At 60.4% G+C, this 18,189-nt stretch carries 18 protein-coding genes; 7 read left to right on the forward strand and 11 right to left on the reverse strand.

Annotation, left to right across the window (positions count from 1 at the left end; all coding sequences use genetic code 11):
• A complete protein-coding gene (locus GOV80_RS04805) occupies window positions 1–1,182 on the reverse strand; it encodes an aminotransferase class I/II-fold pyridoxal phosphate-dependent enzyme (RefSeq protein ID WP_170783074.1) in 1,182 nt (393 codons plus the stop codon).
• Window positions 1,183–1,289: 107 nt separating this feature from the next.
• Complete coding sequence (locus GOV80_RS04810) at window positions 1,290–2,618, reverse strand: amidase (protein WP_170783075.1); 1,329 nt, start codon at window positions 2,616–2,618, stop codon at window positions 1,290–1,292.
• A 54-nt stretch (window positions 2,619–2,672) separates the two neighbouring features.
• On the opposite strand from GOV80_RS04810, the gene GOV80_RS04815 reads away from it, so the two are divergent.
• Window positions 2,673–3,935 carry an FAD-dependent monooxygenase gene (locus tag GOV80_RS04815; RefSeq protein WP_237215656.1) on the forward strand — a complete coding sequence of 421 codons (1,263 nt, stop codon included), beginning with the start codon at window positions 2,673–2,675 and terminating at the stop codon, window positions 3,933–3,935.
• On the opposite strand, the gene GOV80_RS04820 is transcribed toward GOV80_RS04815, so the two are convergent.
• The 6 genes from GOV80_RS04820 to GOV80_RS04845 form a co-directional block, all read right to left on the reverse strand.
• Window positions 3,932–4,111, reverse strand: a complete 180-nt coding sequence (locus tag GOV80_RS04820) for a Trm112 family protein (RefSeq protein ID WP_170355381.1) — start codon at window positions 4,109–4,111, stop codon at window positions 3,932–3,934. The two genes, GOV80_RS04815 and GOV80_RS04820, sit on opposite strands and share 4 nt — an antisense overlap.
• Window positions 4,108–4,749, reverse strand: coding sequence for an LON peptidase substrate-binding domain-containing protein (locus GOV80_RS04825; RefSeq protein WP_170783076.1), 642 nt, complete (start codon window positions 4,747–4,749; stop codon window positions 4,108–4,110). Before GOV80_RS04825 ends, GOV80_RS04820 begins: the two co-directional genes overlap by 4 nt.
• 27 nt (window positions 4,750–4,776) lie before the next feature.
• A complete protein-coding gene (gene trxA / locus GOV80_RS04830) occupies window positions 4,777–5,694 on the reverse strand; it encodes a thioredoxin (RefSeq protein WP_170783077.1) in 918 nt (305 codons plus the stop codon).
• Between the two features lie 76 nt (window positions 5,695–5,770).
• The gene (locus GOV80_RS04835; RefSeq protein ID WP_170783078.1) at window positions 5,771–6,559 is read right to left on the reverse strand and encodes an exodeoxyribonuclease III; all 789 of its coding nucleotides are present in this window, start codon (window positions 6,557–6,559) and stop codon (window positions 5,771–5,773) included.
• 75 nt (window positions 6,560–6,634) lie between these two features.
• Window positions 6,635–7,627 carry an NAD(P)H-dependent flavin oxidoreductase gene (locus GOV80_RS04840; protein WP_214647958.1) on the reverse strand — a complete coding sequence of 331 codons (993 nt, stop codon included), beginning with the start codon at window positions 7,625–7,627 and terminating at the stop codon, window positions 6,635–6,637.
• 249 nt (window positions 7,628–7,876) lie between these two features.
• Window positions 7,877–8,563 carry a response regulator transcription factor gene (locus GOV80_RS04845; protein WP_170355386.1) on the reverse strand — a complete coding sequence of 229 codons (687 nt, stop codon included), beginning with the start codon at window positions 8,561–8,563 and terminating at the stop codon, window positions 7,877–7,879.
• A gap of 162 nt (window positions 8,564–8,725) precedes the next feature.
• Here GOV80_RS04845 and ribA point away from each other — a divergent pair, with 162 nt between their 5' ends.
• Window positions 8,726–9,820 (forward strand): GTP cyclohydrolase II, encoded by a 1,095-nt coding sequence (gene ribA, locus GOV80_RS04850; RefSeq protein WP_170783079.1) that lies wholly within the window; start codon window positions 8,726–8,728, stop codon window positions 9,818–9,820.
• A complete protein-coding gene (locus GOV80_RS04855) occupies window positions 9,817–10,317 on the forward strand; it encodes a L,D-transpeptidase family protein (RefSeq protein ID WP_170783080.1) in 501 nt (166 codons plus the stop codon). Before ribA ends, GOV80_RS04855 begins: the two co-directional genes overlap by 4 nt.
• Here GOV80_RS04855 and GOV80_RS04860 read toward each other — a convergent pair.
• The gene (locus GOV80_RS04860) at window positions 10,301–10,960 is read right to left on the reverse strand and encodes a YggS family pyridoxal phosphate-dependent enzyme (protein ID WP_170783081.1); all 660 of its coding nucleotides are present in this window, start codon (window positions 10,958–10,960) and stop codon (window positions 10,301–10,303) included. The genes GOV80_RS04855 and GOV80_RS04860 overlap by 17 nt on opposite strands.
• A 102-nt stretch (window positions 10,961–11,062) precedes the next feature.
• Window positions 11,063–12,097 carry a porin gene (locus GOV80_RS04865; protein ID WP_170783082.1) on the reverse strand — a complete coding sequence of 345 codons (1,035 nt, stop codon included), beginning with the start codon at window positions 12,095–12,097 and terminating at the stop codon, window positions 11,063–11,065.
• 281 nt (window positions 12,098–12,378) lie between these two features.
• Here GOV80_RS04865 and GOV80_RS04870 point away from each other — a divergent pair, with 281 nt between their 5' ends.
• The 4 genes from GOV80_RS04870 to holA all read left to right on the forward strand — a co-directional run bounded on the left by GOV80_RS04870 (window position 12,379) and on the right by holA (window position 16,980).
• Complete coding sequence (locus GOV80_RS04870) at window positions 12,379–12,870, forward strand: DUF3576 domain-containing protein (protein ID WP_170783667.1); 492 nt, start codon at window positions 12,379–12,381, stop codon at window positions 12,868–12,870.
• A gap of 72 nt (window positions 12,871–12,942) precedes the next feature.
• On the forward strand, window positions 12,943–15,477 hold the full coding sequence (gene leuS / locus GOV80_RS04875; protein WP_170783083.1) for a leucine--tRNA ligase: 2,535 nt from the start codon (window positions 12,943–12,945) through the stop codon (window positions 15,475–15,477).
• Window positions 15,464–15,955: an LPS assembly lipoprotein LptE gene (gene lptE / locus GOV80_RS04880; protein ID WP_170783084.1), complete on the forward strand. Its 492-nt coding sequence runs from the start codon at window positions 15,464–15,466 to the stop codon at window positions 15,953–15,955. Before leuS ends, lptE begins: the two co-directional genes overlap by 14 nt.
• Window positions 15,952–16,980: a DNA polymerase III subunit delta gene (holA, locus tag GOV80_RS04885; protein ID WP_170783085.1), complete on the forward strand. Its 1,029-nt coding sequence runs from the start codon at window positions 15,952–15,954 to the stop codon at window positions 16,978–16,980. Before lptE ends, holA begins: the two co-directional genes overlap by 4 nt.
• Here holA and GOV80_RS04890 read toward each other — a convergent pair.
• A complete protein-coding gene (locus tag GOV80_RS04890; RefSeq protein ID WP_170783086.1) occupies window positions 16,977–18,155 on the reverse strand; it encodes a TIGR03862 family flavoprotein in 1,179 nt (392 codons plus the stop codon). The genes holA and GOV80_RS04890 overlap by 4 nt on opposite strands.
• Between the last annotated feature and the right edge of the window lie 34 nt (window positions 18,156–18,189).

The raw sequence follows: 18,189 nt of genomic DNA on the forward strand, positions 1-18,189 counted from the left end.
TCACGAATAGATGCAGTCGCGGAGCGTGATTAGCCCCTGCTGCAACTCTGTTTTTGGAGCCACAAGCGCGGCCCGTATAAAATGCTCGCCCGGGTTTTGCCCCGGATCGCCTTGGGAAAGATATGCGCCCGGCAGAACCCGAACCCCGGTTTCACGCCACAGCTTCAATGCCGTCTCTTCGCCGTTGTCGACCGGTAGCCACAGGAAGAACCCGGCCTCGGGTGACATATAGCCTTGCACACCTGCAAACACCTCATCCGCGATGGCGTATTTTTCCTGATAAAGCGCGCGGTTCTGGATGACATGCTCTTCGTCCGCCCAAACCCGTGCCGCAGCGGCCTGTAACGGCAGGGGCAGCGGTGCGCCTGCATAATTGCGCAGCTGTTTGACCCGTTTAATCGTATCCGGCCCGCCCGCAATCAGACCCGAGCGCAACCCTGCCAGGTTCGACCGCTTCGAGAGTGAGTTGAACAGAACCACACGTTCGGGGTCTGCGCCCATCTCTTGCGCGCCGGTCAGCGCGCCGACCGGTGCCTCGTCACGGTAGATCTCGGAATAGCATTCATCCGCGAAGATGCGGAAATCGTATTTTTCAGCCAACCCGATCAGTTCAGCCCAATAGTCGCGCGAGGCCACAGCTCCCTGCGGGTTGGCGGGCGAACAGATATAGGCCGCGACGGTGCGGTTCAGCACATCCTCGGGCAGACCTGCATAGTCGGGCAGATGGCCAGTGGCAGCAGTGGCCGATACAAAAACAGGTTCCGCCGCGACCGAGATCGAGGCCACCATATAAACCTGATAGAACGGGTTCGGGCACAGGATGACCGGTTTCTGACCATGTTTTTCCTCGGGGCACAGCGCCATGGCCGCGTTGTACAGCCCTTCGCGCGTGCCGTTCAGGGCCATCACGTTGGTGTCGGGGTCCATCGTCACGCCATAGCGGCGCGCGATCCAGTCGGTGATCGCGCCACGCAGCTCGGGTGAGCCTTCGTTGGGCGGATAGCCTTGAAATCCTGCGGCATTCTCAGCGATCACATCCGTCACCCAAGCCGGGAAATCATGCATCGGCGCGCCGATAGTCATGTGAATCACGTCTCCGCCCGGCTGGTGGTGGTCCAACAGAGTGCGCAGACGCGGAAACGCGTATTCCGGTAGGTTCGAAAACCGCTCGGGGAAATTCATATCTACTGCCTCAAGTTCGGGATCATATCGCCCCGTTTTCAGGCAGGTTACAGGCCACACCCCACTTCGTCCAGACAAAGTGGCGGCGAATCAGGGGATTGTGGCATTCAGGCCAATGCCGCCTCGGCCGCTGATCCGATCCGTAGCAGAGCCTCCTCGGACCCCGGATAGCCCATCATCATCAACCCGCAGCCCGGTGTTCCTGTCGGCAAGGTCAGCGCGGCCAGACCCATCAGGTTGCCGATCCGCGTGTTGCGCAGGGCCAGCAGGTTTTCGGTGACGTAGTAGTCGTGATCGGTCAGCAAACGCTCCAGATTGGGCGGCAGAATCGGCGCTGTTGCAGCCAGAACAGCATCAAACCCGGATGTGGCCGCATCCCAGGCAGCGCGAGAGGCCTTCAGCTTGGACCACGCCGCGATGTAATCCGCACCCGAGACATTCTTGCCCGTGCGGAACCGTTCGAGGATTTCTGGATACATCGCATCCGGGTTGGCTTCGATCACATCGCGCCACAGGCCATAGGCCTCGGTGGTGTAAAGCACACCGGACAGCGCCATCGCATCCGCCAGTTCGGGCACTTCCAGCGGCACGATCTCGGCCCCTGCATCGCGCAGACGCTCCAGCGCGTTGTCATACGCGGCACGAGGAGCGTCGCGCAGGTTATCCTTAGCGATGTTTTGCAGATCGGCAAAGCGGCGGCCTTTCAAACTGGCCCCGCGCAGATCGGCGGGTGTGCCGCCTTCCAACAGGGCCAGCATATGCGCCGCGTCTTCAACCGACCGGGCCAGCGGGCCCACGGTGTCGAAGCGCAGGCACAGCGGCACCGTGCCTTCAAGGCTGACCCGCCCTGCGGTTGTTTTCAGACCCACCAGATTGTTCCATGCGGATGGAATACGCACCGAACCTCCGGTGTCGGACCCAATCCCACAGGCCGCCAAGCCCCAAGCGACCGAGGCCGCCGCGCCCGAGGATGACCCGCCCGGCACGGCATCCACATCATCAATGCAGGGCGGTGTGTCGGTGATGGGGTTCAGGCCAAGGCCCGAGAAGGCCAGCTCGCTCATATGGGTTTTGCCCAGACAAACCGTGCCCATGGCCGTGGCGTTGCGCACGACAACCGCGTCCGCCTGCGGCACACGACCTTTCAGCAGGGCCGATCCGGCCTCGGTCCCGGTGCCAGCGGTATCGAACAGGTCTTTCCAGCTGATCGGCACCCCGTCCAGCAGTGACCGCCGAAGGCCCAGCGCGGCGCGATCCTGCGCGGCTTTCGCCTCGGCCCGGGCGCGATCATGGGTGACGCGCGCATAGATGCGGTCGCGGTGGGGATGGGCGTCGATGGCGGTCAGATAGGTCTCGGTCAGCTCGACCGGGTCAATCTGGCCCATTCCGATCCCCCGCCCCAGATCACACGCCGTCATGGTCAGCCAGTCCTGCATCCCTACCCCCTTGGAAAATTCTGCTGTGAGGCGACGGTAGCGACAGGACCGCACATGGACAATCCCGAAAGGGCGCGCATATTGCGGGCCATGGAACACAAGACCGATATCCTGATCGTAGGCGGCGGGCTGAACGGCCCGGCTTTGGCTTTGGCGCTGGCACAAACGGGGCATTCGGTCACCGTGATCGACAGTCTGGCCCAGAAAGTCCGCAAGAATGCGGCGTTTGACGGCCGTGCCTATGCACTGGCGCTGGCCTCGCAACGGCTGCTGGATGCTGTGGGCGTGTGGGATAAAGTCTCTGATCACGCCCAGCCGATGCTTGAAATCAAGGTCACGGATGGACATGCGGGCGCGGGCCCCTCGCCGTTCTTCATGCATTTCGACCATGCCGAGATCGAAGAGGGTCCGATGGGCTACATGGTCGAGGATCGCCACCTGCGTCGTGCCTTTCTGGACGCCATGACCGAGGAGACCCGGATCACGCAGATCAACGGACGCACGGTTGTCGCGCAAGAGGCTGACGCGACCGGCGTGACCGTGAAACTGGATGATGGCGCGACCGTGACGGGCGGGCTGCTGGTGGGCTGCGATGGCCGCCGCAGCGGCACCGCTGCGCGCGCGGGCATCAAGCGGACGGGGTGGGATTACGGCCAAACCGCGCTGGTGTGTGCGATTGAACATGACCTGCCCCATCACGGTATCGCGCATCAGTTCTTCATGCCGCCCGGCCCGCTGGCCATCCTACCGCTGACTGGCAATCGCAGTTCGATCGTCTGGAGCGAACGATCCGAAGCTGCCGAGCGCATCAATGCCCTGTCCAAGGGTGACTATATGCAAGTCCTGCGCCCCCGCTTCGGCGATTTTCTTGGCGACATCCGGCTGCAAGGTGATCGGTTCACCTATCCGCTGAACCTGACCATCGCCAATTCCTTTATCGGCGACCGCATGGCGCTGGTAGGCGACGCCGCCCACGGTATGCACCCAATCGCAGGGCAAGGCCTGAATGCCGGTCTGCGTGATGTGGGCGCATTGGCCGAGGTTCTGACCCTGGCCGGGCGACGGGGTGAGGATATCGGATCGGTGCTGGTGTTAGAGCGTTATCAGGAGTGGCGGCGCTTTGACACGGCCTCGCTGGCGATGGCGACAGACGTGTTCAACAAGCTGTTTTCAAACGACAATCCGCTTCTGCGTGCAGGCCGCGATATCGGGATGGGAATCGTCGGATCACTGCCAGGCCTACGACGCGGCTTTGTGCGCGAGGCTGCCGGGTTGACCGGAGACCTGCCGAAACTGCTGCAAGGCCGCGCGATCTAGTCCAGCTCGCGCGCCTCATCCACCAGCATCACCGGAATGCCATTGCGGATCGGAAACGCCAGCCCGGCGGCTTTCGACACCAGTTCTTGTTTGTCCGCATCATAGTGCAGGGTCGTGTGGGTCTGCGGGCAAATCAGCGCCTCGAGCATGTGACGGTCAAACGCGTGTTCAGTCATTGCAAATGTTCCTCGCTCGATCCGCCGCGCATGGCGAATTCGATCAATGTTACCAACGTCTCGCGCCGGGTCCGTAAGCACGGGGCCTCAAGCAGGGCTTGTTTCTCTTCAGGGTCGAAATCCAGCAGCATGGACAGCGAATTTACCAGCAACTCATCATCCGCGTCTTTCAGCGTGTCCCAATCGGTCGAAAGATTCTGCGACGAAAAGAATTTTTCCAACAGATTCAGGAACCGCGGTCGATTGAACCCGTCATCCTGTTCGGTTTTGCCCAAGTCCCGGTCGAACCCGTCCCATGACACCGCGCACCGCCGATAAGGGGTAAAAGCGTCGAGCTCAGATTTCACCCGAAACCGGGAAATGCCGGTCAGCGTGATCAGATAGCGCCCATCCTCGGTTTCAGAGAACTGAGTGACGCGTCCGGCGCAACCGATCTGATGCAGTTTGGAGTCGTTGCTCTGACAGGGGTTCGGCTGCACCATTCCGATCAACCGCTCAGGCGTTTTCAGGGCATCGTCCAGCATCTGCAAATAGCGCGGCTCGAAAATGTGCAGCGGCAGGCGCGAACGGGGCAACAGCAACGCCCCGGGCAAAGGAAAAACGGATACCGTTTCCGGCAGGTCGGCGGGATGCATCATAGAACGGAGTGTAGCTCTGTTCAGAAATTAGGCAAATATCATCGAGCTAAGTTTACGCCGCCCGTTCAAGACAATCGGGTCATTTGGCTTGAGCGCATCAAAGATCGTGAAGAGCTGCGCCTTGGCGGCGCCGTCATTCCACTCGCGGTCGCGGCGAAACAGGTCCAGCAATTGCGCGACGGCCTCTTCCACGTCCCCGTTCGCGTGCAGCGCCTGCGCCAGATCAAAGCGTGCCTGATGGTTGTCTGGGTCCGCCTCAACCGCCGCAGTCAGCTCGGCCACGGGGCCCGCATCCGCAGCCTGCTTGGCCAGTTCCAACTGCGCATGGGCGGCTTCTAGTTCCGGAGTGTTGGAGATTTCGGCCGGGGCACCGTTCAGAATTGCCTCGGCCTGTTCCAGATCATCTGCGGCGATATGCGCGCGCACCAGACCGCCGTAAGCGCCGGCATGGTTGGGATCTTCGCCCAAAATCGCGGCAAAAGTCTGGGCCGCATCGCTTGCCGCACCTTCGGCCAGCATTTCCTCGGCCGCCGCGACAGCTTCGTCCAACTGACCACCGGGGCTTTCGCCGCCTGCCGCCTCGATCACCCGATCAACGAACGCTTTGATCTCGGACCCCGGGAGCGCGCCCTGAAACCCGTCGACAGGCTGACCCTTGAAAAAGGCATAGACCGTGGGGATCGACTGAATGCGCATTTGCGAGGCGATCATCTGCGCCTCGTCCACGTTGATCTTGACCATCTTGACCGCGCCCTTGGCGGCGGTGACGGCCTCTTCCAGCATCGGGCCCAGCGTTTTGCACGGGCCGCACCACGGGGCCCAGAAATCGACGATGACCGGCACCTCTTGCGAGGTTTCCACAACGTCGGCCATGAAGGTGGCCTCGGACCCGTCCTTTATCAGGTCGGCAGCGTCAGAGTCGGGGGCGGTATTCAGAAGGTCCATGGCAGTCACTCTTTCGTTCGTACTTGCGCCCTATATGCAACCGCAACAGGCAGAAACCAAGGGCTGACTTGCGCGATTACAGGTCGAATGTGGCAAAGACCGGGGCGTGGTCGCTGGGTTTTTCCCACCCGCGCGCGTCGCGAAGAACGCGGCTGGAATGTCCCGCGTTCGAGATATCGGGCGTGGCCCAGACGTGATCCAGTCGCCGCCCCTTGTCCGCTGCATCCCAGTCACGCGCGCGGTAGGACCACCAGCTATAGAGCTGCCCCTCGGGGATGTCCTGACGGGTAACATCAACCCAACCGCCTGCATCCTGGGTCTCAGCCAGTGCCTCGACCTCGATCGGGGTGTGCGAGACGACCTTGAGCAGTTGTTTGTGCGACCATACATCGTCTGCGCGCGGGGCGATGTTCAAATCGCCGACCAGAATGGATTTTTCGGGCTTGTCAGTGCGGAACCAATCGCGCATGTCGGCGAGGTAGTCCAGCTTTTGCCCAAACTTCTCGTTGACCTCGCGGTCGGGTACATCGCCACCGGCGGGGACATAGAAGTTCTGGATGGTCACGCCATTTTCCAGCCGTGCCGCAATGTGGCGGGCATGGCCGAGACCGGCGAAATCCTTGTCGCCCACCTCCTCCATCGGGATACGCGACAGGATCGCGACGCCGTTATAGCCCTTTTGCCCCCGCGCGACCATGTGGGTATACCCCAGTTCCGCAAAGCCTTCGGTCGGGATCTTCTCGACGGGGGATTTACACTCTTGCAGACACAGCACATCTGGGGCCTCTTCCTGCAACAATTTCAGCACGATAGGCTCGCGCAGGCGGACCGAGTTGATGTTCCAGGTGGCAAGAGTAAAGGGCATAGCGGATTCCTCTGTCGCGGTTGGGCGCGACGTTAACGCGGTGCGGGGCGGGGTGCCATCGGAAAAACCGGTATGTCAGAGCCGCGAAGGCGCCGCATTCAGCAGGGCTTGCGCCTCGTTGAATATCTCATCGACGATCTGTGCGGCGGGCATCACCTCGCGCACCATCGAAACGCCTTGCCCGGACCAAAGCGACATTGCCTCGACATCGCCCTGTGTTTCGGGCAGCGGGGTATAGCTTTGGTACCGCACCACGGCCTCACCATCAGGACGGTGGCCGATAATTTCCTGTTCGTTGGGACGCTGGCCCGGCGCGGCGGACCCTGCGTCTTTCCACTTTTGTGCGGTGGAATTGTCCAGCGCCCGATGCGGGGCTTGCGGCCATTTCACATCATAAAGGTCGTAGTACCATTCGGTCTGCGCCTCGGTCGCGTTCAGGATGCGACGGCGGTATTCGTCATGAATCGTGGCCTCAGCGCTGGCCAGAAACCGGGTGCCGACCCAAACGGCCGAAGCCCCCAGCATCAAAGCAGCCGCCATGCCGCGCCCATCCGCAATGCCCCCCGCCGCAACAACCGGAACCGAAACCGCGTCCACAACGGCGGGAATCAACGCCATGGTGGCGACCTGGCCCCAGACGTGGCCTCCGGACTCCCACCCCTGGGCGACAATGATATCTGCGCCAGCCTCTTCCGCCGCCTTGGCCTCGGCTGCGTTGCCGACGCTGGCCATCACCAGCAAGCCGCCCGTTTTGGCTTTGGAAATCGCCTCAGGCTCCATCCCCCAGAACAGCGAAACCGCGTGAACCTGTTTGTCGATACAGGTCTGAAGCTGTTCCTCATACGGAAATTCAAGGTTGATATTGACCGCAAAGCTCCGGTCCGTCAGGGCACGCACCGCCTCAATGCCGCTTGCAACCTGCGCCGCGGGCTTGCCCCACAACGGGATGACGCCATAACCGCCCGCATTGCAGACAGCCGCCACCAGATCCGGTCCCGCCGCGCCCCCCATCGGCGCTGACAAAATTGGCTTTTCAATCTTCAACAATTCACGAATGTCACTGGACAAATCCCATCCCCCCAAAACGATGGGCCGAGTTGGCACCGGTACCGGGGGACAAGTCAAGCGCGTCCGGAATTTGGGTGGTCACGGACGGTGGCCGGGCGTCATACAGACTCGTTACACAAAAAAAGGCCGGGCCATCAGGCCCGGCAGTCCAACAGGGAGGTACATGTCATAACCCGGACATGCGCGGGTTGGGAGTAACCTAATGATGACTTCAGGGTATCACTTTGATCCACATCAATCCACCGGCAGTTAAGAGACCAGACGATATCCGCCTGATTCTGTGACCAAAAGGCGAGCATTGGACGGATCAGGCTCGATCTTCTGACGCAGGCGATAGATGTGGGTTTCCAGCGTATGGGTGGTGACACCAGCGTTGTAACCCCACACTTCGTGCAGCAGCACGTCGCGCGCGACCACGCCATCCGCCGAGCGGTAGAGGAACTTAAGGATGTTCGTCTCTTTCTCGGTCAGGCGGATTTTGCGATCCTCCTCGGTGATCAGCATCTTCATCGCAGGCTTAAACGTATACGGCCCAAGAACAAAGACGGCGTCTTCGGACTGTTCGTGCTGGCGCAGCTGGGCACGGATGCGAGCCAAAAGAACCGGGAACTTGAACGGCTTAGGAACATAGTCATTGGCACCGGCATCCAGGCCCAGAATGGTGTCGGCGTCGCTGTCGTGACCGGTCAGCATCAGGATCGGGCTTTTGACGCCCTGCTTGCGCATCAGGCGGCACAGCTCGCGCCCGTCCGTATCAGGCAGACCGACGTCCAGAATAACAAGGTCATAAATCGCCTCGCGGGCTCGCTCCATGGCCGAGGCACCATCTGACGCTTCGAACACGTCAAAGTCTTCTGTCATCACGAGCTGCTCACTCAGCGCCTCGCGCAGGTCTTCATCATCATCCACCAGCAGGATTTTCTTAAGCTGTGCCATTCCCGGTCCTCCTAAGCCTTTTCGGACACTTGCGTGTCGAATATGCAATCAACAAGGTTTGCTGCAATCGTCTCACGCCCTCGTGTCCGGCGAGTAGGAATTATTTCACATTTCCTGCGGATCAGGATACAGAAAGAGGCTGATCGTTACAGGGTAACATAAATGAGTCTTATCCCCGACATATCGGAACTGCTGGCACGCGCCCGCGCGGACCTGCGTATGGGTGTCCCGGTCGTGCTAACGGATGACAGTGGGTTCAGCGTGCTGGCCATTGCCTCAGAAACCCTGAGCGCCCAACGGCTTGCGGATTTGCGCAGCCTTGGCGGCGAGCCAGTGGTTGCAATCACCGTAAGACGAGCTGAGACTCTGAAAGCGCGGGCCTATGACGGTGATCTCGCGCGGGTGGTCATTCCGGCAGATACCGATATCGGTTGGGTTCAGGCTGTGGCCGACCCTTCGGACGATCTGAACGCACCTATGAAGGGCCCCCTGATGACGGAACGTCAGGGTAATGCCAATCTGCACCGCATCGCCATTGCGCTGACCAAATCAGCGCGTCTGCTGCCCGCAACCGTTGTGGTCCCGGTCGAGGACGGGCGCGCATTTGCCGCGGCGCACGGTCTGACCTGCATCGACCACACTCGCGCCGCACCGCATCTGGCCGATCGCAGCATCCTGAATGCCGTTGTCGCCGCGCGCCTTCCGATGGAGGTGTCCGAGGCAGGCCGGTTGCACGTATTCCGCCCCGAAGATGGCGGCGAAGAACATTACGCCATCGAAATCGGCCGACCGGACCGAAGCAAACCAGTATTGGCGCGGCTGCATTCGGCCTGTTTCACCGGCGACCTGATGGGCAGCTTGAAATGCGATTGCGGCCCGCAACTGCGGGGGGCACTGGCGCAGATGGGTTCGGAGGGCGCCGGGGTGCTGCTCTACCTCAACCAAGAGGGGCGGGGCATTGGGTTGGCCAACAAGATGCGCGCCTATTTCCTGCAAGATCAGGGGTTCGACACGGTCGAAGCCAACCACCGGCTGGGTTTCGAGGATGACGAGCGTGATTTCCGATTGGGTTCGGATATTCTGAAATCGCTGGGATTCAACTCGGTCCGATTGCTGACGAACAATCCTGCCAAGATTGCGATGATGGAGAAAACCGGCATCGCCGTGACCGAGCGTGTACCGCTGAAGGTGGGCGAAACCGCGCATAACCGCGGATATCTGGCAACCAAGGCGGCCAAGTCCGGCCACTTGCTGTGACCCCGCAAGATCTGGTTCTGACCCCGCGCGGCGTTCGGTTTGCCGGGCGTTTGTTTCCTTGCTCAATCGGCAAAGGCGGGCTGAGCAACGACAAACGCGAGGGCGATGGGGCGACCCCGACCGGCATTCATCACATCGTCGGGCTTCTGTACCGACCGGATCGTGTTGTGGCGCCTATCTCTTGGGCCATCCCGACTGGACCGCAGGATCTGTGGTCCGATGACGCAAGCGATTCTCGATATAATCAATTGGTACGTGCGCCCTACCCGTTCAGCCACGAGAGACTGCGCCGCGCTGATCCGCTCTACGATGTTGTGCTGCTGACGGATTGGAACTGGCCCAATGCAGTTCCGGGTCGTGGGTCGGCCATTTTTCTGCATCAATGGCGGCGACCCGGATTTCCGACCGAAGGTTGCATTGCCTTTCGGCGCGATCATCTGCACTGGATCGCGCAAAGGGTGCTGCCCGGGACGCGGGTAGTTATTCCTCGGGCCTGATGCGTTCGCCAAAGATCGCCGAGCCGACACGCACATGGGTTGCACCCAAGGCGATGGCCTTTTCGAAATCGTCGCTCATACCCATCGACAGCCCCTCAAGCCCATTGCGGGCGGCGATCTTCGCCAGCAATGCAAAATGCAGTGCGGCTTCTTCATCGACCGGAGGGATGCACATCAGCCCGACGACCGGCAGATCCAGCGCCCTGCATTCGGCAATAAACGTGTCAGCTTCGGATGGTTTAATGCCAGCCTTTTGCGCCTCTTCCCCCGTGTTGACTTGAATGAACAGGTCAGGGCACGCGCCCACTTCATGCGCCAACCGTGCGAGTGTCTTGGCCAGCTTGGGGCGATCAACTGAGTGTATTGTGCTGAACAGCTCGGTCGCCTGACGGGCTTTGTTGGTTTGCAAAGGGCCGATCAGGTGCAAATCGACATCGGGATATATTTCCATGAAACCGGGCCACTTTCCGGCCGCTTCCTGCACCCGGTTTTCCCCAAAGCACCTGTGGCCCTGCGCCAGAACGTCCAGTACGCGGTCGTTCGGCTGGACCTTGGACACCGCGATCAGTTTGACACTGCCAGCAACGCGTCCTGCGGCAGCCTCGGCCTTGGTGATACGGTTTGAGATATCGTGCAGCGGCATGGGTTCCCTCGAATTGACCTGCGCGCAGGAAAACACCAAGTCGGCGCAAAAGAAAAGGGCAGGTCCGAAGACCTGCCCTTAAACCTTGCGGTTCAGCTCAACTTAGAAGTTGAAGCGAGCACCGAAGTCTGCGCGCAGAGACGAGTCTTCGCAGATGTCGCAGTCGCTGTTGCCGATACCACCTTGCAGCGATGCACCGCCACCCAGGTCGTAGATCGCGCCGATACCGTACTGCTCAGTGTCACCATCCGCGTTACCGTCGCCGTAAGCTGCGGTCAGGGTCAGAGCGGAGCCAACATTGTAGGCCGCTGAAATACCCCATGCAGTGCCGTCGGTCAGATCAATTTCGGTGTTATCGTCAGCGACGAACAGAGTACCCGAGAAGTCGCCGAAGTCTGCACCCAAGGTGAAGACCAGGAGGCTCGGATCGTCAAGGCCATCAACACCAGCGTCGGTTTCACCATAAGCGATCGCCGCGGTGATGTTGTTGAAGGTGTAGGTTGCGCTGACGTCCCAGCGGTCCAGATCAATTTTGTCGCCATTAATGGCACCGGTCGCCGTGTCGTAAGACGCGCCGAACGCGAAGTCACCAACAGCGTACTGGAAGAACACAGCGTTCGAACCCGCGCCGGTCGACGAGAAGGCCAGGAAGTCATAGTTCACGCCCGAATACTGGCCGATGAAGTTTTCCAGACCAGGCTCGTTACCGTAGTAGTTTGCCAAGTTGTCGAAGGCACCCGATACGTTGCCCGCGTCAACACGCAGACCACCGTACTGAACGGTGAAGCGTGCACCGCTCAGCTGAGCTTCGCCAGCTTCGCCGTTACCGGCGTTTTCGTCAGCTTGCAGACGAACACGAGCCGAGAACTCAACGCCGCTATCGGTTTCAACGATACCGTCGATGTTCAGACGGAAACGCGAGATCAGGATCACGTCGTCGGTGTCAACAACGGCAGTACCGGTACCAACATTGATTACACCGGACGTGGTGGTGGTGACGGTGATGTTGGTCACGGCACCGGAACGATCTTCCAGGTACCCAATACCGAAGCGGCCGTAGCCGCTGAATTTGATTTCGGCCGACGCCATGCTTGCGGTTGCCAGCAGAGCGGTCGATGCGAAGAGAACTTTTTTCATCTTGTTTCCCTCGGTTTCAAAGTTTTTCTACTCGACACATGTCGTTGCACGTGTCTCAGCACGGGAACCGTTTCGCTCTTTTTACCCCCTTCGCGCAAGCTTGGCATAAAGCCCGCGCTGCATTGGCCACGAATTGGTGCAAGGATGCCACAGTAGGTTACCCGCCCCGTCACACAGTCAATCCCACCCTAAAGTGACAAGAATAGACTTGTTGCGGCACCTGACCTTGTCTAGGAGTATCTCTGAACGAGTGAGACCCAATGATACAGGACCCTTCGACGATGCGCCCGCAGACGATTTTCGGTTTGATCCTTGTGACCGCCCTGGTCTCATCTTGCGGGTTGGGCAACTCTGAGCCACCGAATCCAAACCTGCAGCTGACGTCGGATGGCACCAGCTCTTCCGAGCGCGAATTGAACGACCCGAATCGCTCGACGATCTGGGATGTGTTCGATACCGCTGATGCCGAGCAGGTCACCAATGTGAATCGCTACCTGTGGTCGGCGTCTCTGGACATTCTGAACTTCTTACCTGTCGAAGAGGTGGACCCCTTTACCGGTGTAATCGTAACGGGTTACGGCACACCTCCGGGTGGTGGTCGTCAATATCGCGCCACAGTGCATATCAGTGATCCGGCCCTCGCGGCGCGTTCGCTTTCGGTATCGCTTCAAACCAGCGGAGGCGCTCCTGTCAGCGCTGCAACCACGCGCGCGGTTGAAGATGCAATCCTGTCGCGCGCCCGCCAGTTGCGGATTGCGGACAACAAGCTCTAGCCACCCGCTGCAAATCACAATATTACCACGCCGGGCTCTGTCCCGGCGTTTTCATTCACGAAGGACCGCACGATGTCGCGCTACTCGGCCAACGAAATCGAAGCAAAATGGCAAGAGGCCTGGGACAAGGCCGGAATCTTTGCCGCTAATCACAAGGCGGACAAGCCGAAATACTACGTGCTTGAGATGTTCCCCTACCCGTCTGGCCGAATCCATATGGGACACGTACGCAACTACACGATGGGCGACGTGATCGCGCGGCACAAACTGGCGACTGGGCACAACGTGCTGCATCCAATGGGCTGGGACGCATTCGGGATGCCTGCCGAGAACGCTGCGATGGCTATCGGCGGCCATCCCAAAGACTGGACCTACGGCAACATCGCCGACATGCGAGGGCAAATGAAACCGCTTGGCCTGTCGATCGACTGGTCGCGCGAATTCGCCACTTGTGACCCGGAATATTACGGCCAGCAACAGGCATTGTTTCTGGATATGCTTGAGGCCGGGCTCGTCTACCGCAAAAACGCCGTGGTGAACTGGGACCCGGTGGACATGACTGTTCTGGCCAATGAACAGGTGGAAAACGGGCGCGGCTGGCGCTCGGGCGCTCTGGTCGAGCGGCGCGAACTGACGCAGTGGTTCTTTAAGATCAGCGACTATTCCGAAGAATTGCTCGGCGCGCTGGACACACTGGAAAACTGGCCCGCCAAGGTGCGGTTGATGCAGGAAAACTGGATCGGCAAATCGCGCGGCCTGCAGTTCAGCTTTGAACGCACCGATGGTGCCGAGCCGATCACCGTCTACACGACTCGCCCCGATACGCTGATGGGCGCGTCTTTTGTGGGTATCTCCCCCGATCACCCGATTGCCAAGCAGCTGGAGGCTGAAAACGCCGAAGTCGCTGAATTCGTGGCCGAATGCCGCAAGGGAGGCACCACCGAAGAAGCGATCGAGACCGCCGAAAAGCTGGGCTATGACACCGGCATCACCGTCAAACACCCGTTGGACCCGAATTGGGAACTGCCAGTCTGGATCGCGAACTTCATCCTGATGGATTACGGCACCGGCGCAATCTTTGCCTGCCCAGCCCATGACCAGCGTGATTTGGACTTCTGCCGCAAATACGGTCTGCCAGTGGTCGATACATTCTTTGCACTGGACGATGACACCCCGGTGGACAAAATCGCTTTCGTTCCGCCGAAAACCGAGAAAGTCCGCTGGGTGAATCACTTCGCCGGCCTCACTGAGGCGACGGGTGATGAGGCCATCAACACCACCGTAGATTTCGCCGAAAAGGCGGGCTGGGGCGAAGGTGTCACCAAATATCGCCTGCGCGACTGGGGTCTGAGCCGCCAGCGCTACTGGGGCTGCCCGATTCCCGTGGTGCATTGTGATTCCTGTGGTGTGGTGCCCGAAAAGAAAGAGAACCTGCCAGTTCGCCTGCCCGACGATGTGACATTCGACAAACCCGGCAACCCGCTGGATCGTCACCCGACCTGGCGTGACTGCGAATGCCCGTCCTGCGGGGCCCCGGCCAAACGCGAGACCGACACGATGGACACGTTCGTCGATTCGTCGTGGTATTTCGCTCGTTTCACCGCGCCCCGCGCCGAAACCCCGACCGATCTGGCCGAGGCCGAATACTGGATGAACGTGGATCAGTATATCGGCGGCATCGAACATGCGATTCTGCACTTGCTCTATTCGCGCTTCTTTGCGCGGGCCATGCAGATTACCGGCCACCTGCCCAAAAAGGCCATCGAGCCGTTCAACGCGCTGTTCACTCAAGGCATGGTCACGCACGAAATCTACCAGACCCGCGACACCAATGGCCGACCGGTCTATCACCTGCCCGAGGACGTGACCGACGGCAAACTGGCCGACGGTACCGAGGTCGAGATCATCCCTTCGGCAAAGATGTCGAAATCCAAGAAAAACGTGGTGGATCCGGTCAGCATTATCTCGGCCTTTGGTGCAGATACCGCGCGCTGGTTTGTGCTGTCCGATTCGCCGCCCGAACGCGACGTGGAATGGACCGCATCCGGAGCCGAGGCCGCCTTTAAGCACCTCAGCCGCGTGCATCGCATCGCCACTGAGATCGCCGAATCCGATGCGCCCGCCAATGCCGAGGATGAAACCCTGCTGCGTGAAATGCACAAAGCCATTCATGATGTGTCAGGCGGGGTCGAATCCTTTGGTTTCAATGCCTCGATCGCTAAGCTTTACGCCTTTACCAATACACTGGCGAAATCCAAGGCGGGCGCAGATGCCAAACGTCAGGCGGCCAAAACACTGGCGCAGCTGATGTCCCCGATGACCCCGCACCTGTCAGAAGAGCTGTGGCAATTGCTGGGCGGTGAGGGGCTGGTTGCCACCGCCGCGTGGCCCGTCGCAGATGAGGAGATGCTGGTCGACGATACCGTCACCCTGCCCATTCAGATCAATGGCAAGCGCCGCGCGGAAATCAGCGTTCCGTTGGAAATGGACAAGGCCGAGGTTGAAAAAATCGCGCTCAGCACCGAAGCTGTGCAAAAGGCGCTGGATGGCAATGCGCCTAAAAAGGTGATCGTTGTACCGGGCCGGATCGTGAATGTCGTTGTTTGACCGCAGAACCCTGTTGATGCTGCCGCTGGCACTCGCTGCCTGCGGCTTTGAACCGGTCTATGCCCCCGGTGGCGCTGGCGCGGCTCTGGACGGACGTGTCACAGTATCGGCGCCGAATTCAACCAACAGTTTTCTGCTGGTCCAGAATCTGGAACAACGGCTGGGCCGCAGTGCAAATTCGGGTAACGCCTATAATCTTGATGTCGATGTCTCGACTGTAGTTCGTTCTGCCGCGATCACCCAGACCAACGAGACCAACCGTCTGAATATCGAAGGCACCGCGACCTACGCGCTGCGGTCGAATGAGACCGGGCAGATTTTGGCCTCGGGTCGGGTGAACAATTTCGTCGGCTATTCCGCAGCCGGTTCGACCGTGTCGACTCTGGCGGACGAGCGGGATGCGCTGCAGCGGCTGATGGTGATTCTGTCGGACCAGATCGTAACCGAGCTTTACACCGTCCCGGGACTTGGCACATGAAGCTCAGCCCACGCGAGGCTGAGGGGTATTTTGCGCGGCCTGACGCCGACAAGCTTGGGTTGCTGATATACGGCTCGGATGCGATGCGTGTGGCGTTGAAGCGCCAGCAGGTTCTGGCGGCCCTTCTGGGCGCAAATGCCGAAGAAGAGATGCGCTTGACGCGGATGCCCGGCAGCGATCTGCGCGGCGACCCGGCCCTGTTGCTGGATGCAGTAAAAGCCGTCGGGTTCTTCCCCGGCCCGCGCGCCGTGTTTGTCGAGGACACCACCGACGTTGCCGCCCCTGCGATCCTTGCTGCATTCGAGGATTGGGCACCCGGTGACGCCCAGATCATCGTCACCGCCGGGCAGTTGAAACCCAGCTCGAAAATCCGCAAGGCCTTTGAAGCACACCCTTCTGCCTATGCGGTCGGCATCTACGACGATCCCCCATCACGGGCCGAGGTCGAACGGGTTTTGTCCCAGGCCGGGTTGAAGAACATCCCGACCGATTCGATGTCGGCGATAACCGAACTCGCAGCCGGAATCAGCCCCGGTGACTTTGCGCAATCCATTGAAAAGCTGTCCCTATACAAGCGCCACGACAGTTCTGACCTGACCATCGAAGATATCGAAGCCTGCGCCCCCCGCTCGACCGAGGCCGCGTTGGACGATGTTCTGAACGTGGTGGCCGAGGGCCGCGCGGGCGAAATTGGTCCTCTGATCCGCCGCTTGCAATCGCAGGGCACCAATGCGGTGACTTTGTGCATTGGGGCCACCCGGCATTTTCGTACGCTCTACGCCTGCGCCTCGGACCCTGGTGGGGCGGCGCAGGGTATCGGCAAGCTGCGTCCGCCGGTCTATGGCAAACGGCGCGACCGGATTCTGCGGCAGGCACAGGGATGGGGCGCGCCAAAGCTGCAAACCGCGCTGACCGTTCTGACCGATACGGACCTGTCCTTACGTTCCGCCGGTCAAACCGCACCCGCCATGGCATTGGTGGAGCGCGCCATGATCCGCCTAGCAATGCTGGCCCGGTCGCGTTAGCGCGCCAGCCACTGCACGGCCCCACGCCCGGCCCAGCGCCCGGTGGCAAGGCACGCTGTCAAAAGATATCCCCCCGTCGGAGCCTCCCAATCCAGCATCTCACCCGCGCAGAACACGCCGGGTTTGGCCGTTAGCATCAGGTGGTCATCCATGGCGTCGCGCTGAATCCCACCTGCTGTAGAGATCGCCTCGTCCATCGGACGCAACTGCGCGCCAAGGATGGGTAAGTGTTTGAGCGACGCCGCTTCGTGTCCTTGCGGCGCACCTGCTTGCTTGGACATCTCATGAAACAGAGCAATTTTCTGCGGCGGTAGTTTCAGAGCCTTTTTCAGCCATTGAGACAACGTTGTTTTCGCGCTTTTTGCCTCAAACCTCGCCTGCAGAGCTTTCGCACCCAGATCGGGCACCAGATCGACATTAAGATCCGCTCCCCGACGCAGCGCCGGTGTAAGCGAATACAGCCCGCCGCCTTCCAGCCCGGTGGCAGAGATCGTGGCCTCACCCCTGCTGTGCAACTCTCCGGCCATCCAGCGCACCGATTTCAGCGCCTTGCCGAAATGCGGCTGCATATGCGGGCTCCACGCCACCGACAGCGCCGAATTCGCCGGTTCGAACGAAGCCAGCGCCACACCTTTCTCTGCTAGCATCTTCGCCCATTGCCCATCTGATCCTAGCCGCGCCCAACTGGCCCCGCCCAGCGCCAGCACGGTCGCGTCGGGTTTGATAACCTGCGGCACCTCAGACGTGTCAAAACGCAGCGCGTCGCCATCCCAACCCAGCCAGCGCCAGCGGGTTCGGATCTGCACACCCGCCTCGTCCAACTGCCGCAGCCAGGCCCGCAACAGCGGCGAGGCTTTCATCACAGTGGGAAACACCCGTCCTGTCGAGCCGGTGAACAGCTCTTGTCCCAGCCCACGCGCCCAATCCTGCACGGCGTCGGCATCAAATTCGGCCACCATCGGGCGCAGCCAATCCGCTGCGCCGCCATAGTTGGGCATCAGCGCTGCGAACGGTTCATCCTTGGTCAGATTCAAGCCGGATTTGCCTGCCATCAGAAACTTGCGCGCGACAGAAGGCTTGGCCTCGGCCACCAGCACGTCGTGACCCGCTGCGGCAAGCTGCTCTGCCGCCATCAGACCCGCAGGCCCGGCACCGATTACAACTGCATGTGCCATTGCTGTCCTCTTGCCTTTCGCACGCCCTGAGCCA

The organism is Ruegeria lacuscaerulensis (assembly GCF_013034685.1).
Classification (GTDB): Bacteria; Pseudomonadota; Alphaproteobacteria; order Rhodobacterales; family Rhodobacteraceae; genus Ruegeria; species Ruegeria lacuscaerulensis_B.

Excerpts from the sequence above, each read along its gene's own strand:
- GOV80_RS04805 (WP_170783074.1), bottom strand. The coding sequence starts at position 1,182 with ATGAATTTCCCCGAGCGGTTTTCGAACCTACCGGAATACGCGTTTCCG.
- GOV80_RS04810 (WP_170783075.1), bottom strand. The coding sequence starts at position 2,618 with ATGCAGGACTGGCTGACCATGACGGCGTGTGATCTGGGGCGGGGGATC.
- GOV80_RS04815 (WP_237215656.1), top strand. The coding sequence starts at position 2,673 with ATGGACAATCCCGAAAGGGCGCGCATATTGCGGGCCATGGAACACAAG.
- GOV80_RS04820 (WP_170355381.1), bottom strand. The coding sequence starts at position 4,111 with ATGACTGAACACGCGTTTGACCGTCACATGCTCGAGGCGCTGATTTGC.
- GOV80_RS04825 (WP_170783076.1), bottom strand. The coding sequence starts at position 4,749 with ATGATGCATCCCGCCGACCTGCCGGAAACGGTATCCGTTTTTCCTTTG.
- trxA (WP_170783077.1), bottom strand. The coding sequence starts at position 5,694 with ATGGACCTTCTGAATACCGCCCCCGACTCTGACGCTGCCGACCTGATA.
- GOV80_RS04835 (WP_170783078.1), bottom strand. The coding sequence starts at position 6,559 with ATGCCCTTTACTCTTGCCACCTGGAACATCAACTCGGTCCGCCTGCGC.
- GOV80_RS04845 (WP_170355386.1), bottom strand. The coding sequence starts at position 8,563 with ATGGCACAGCTTAAGAAAATCCTGCTGGTGGATGATGATGAAGACCTG.
- ribA (WP_170783079.1), top strand. The coding sequence starts at position 8,726 with ATGAGTCTTATCCCCGACATATCGGAACTGCTGGCACGCGCCCGCGCG.
- GOV80_RS04860 (WP_170783081.1), bottom strand. The coding sequence starts at position 10,960 with ATGCCGCTGCACGATATCTCAAACCGTATCACCAAGGCCGAGGCTGCC.
- GOV80_RS04865 (WP_170783082.1), bottom strand. The coding sequence starts at position 12,097 with ATGAAAAAAGTTCTCTTCGCATCGACCGCTCTGCTGGCAACCGCAAGC.
- GOV80_RS04870 (WP_170783667.1), top strand. The coding sequence starts at position 12,379 with ATGCGCCCGCAGACGATTTTCGGTTTGATCCTTGTGACCGCCCTGGTC.
- leuS (WP_170783083.1), top strand. The coding sequence starts at position 12,943 with ATGTCGCGCTACTCGGCCAACGAAATCGAAGCAAAATGGCAAGAGGCC.
- lptE (WP_170783084.1), top strand. The coding sequence starts at position 15,464 with ATGTCGTTGTTTGACCGCAGAACCCTGTTGATGCTGCCGCTGGCACTC.
- holA (WP_170783085.1), top strand. The coding sequence starts at position 15,952 with ATGAAGCTCAGCCCACGCGAGGCTGAGGGGTATTTTGCGCGGCCTGAC.
- GOV80_RS04890 (WP_170783086.1), bottom strand. The coding sequence starts at position 18,155 with ATGGCACATGCAGTTGTAATCGGTGCCGGGCCTGCGGGTCTGATGGCG.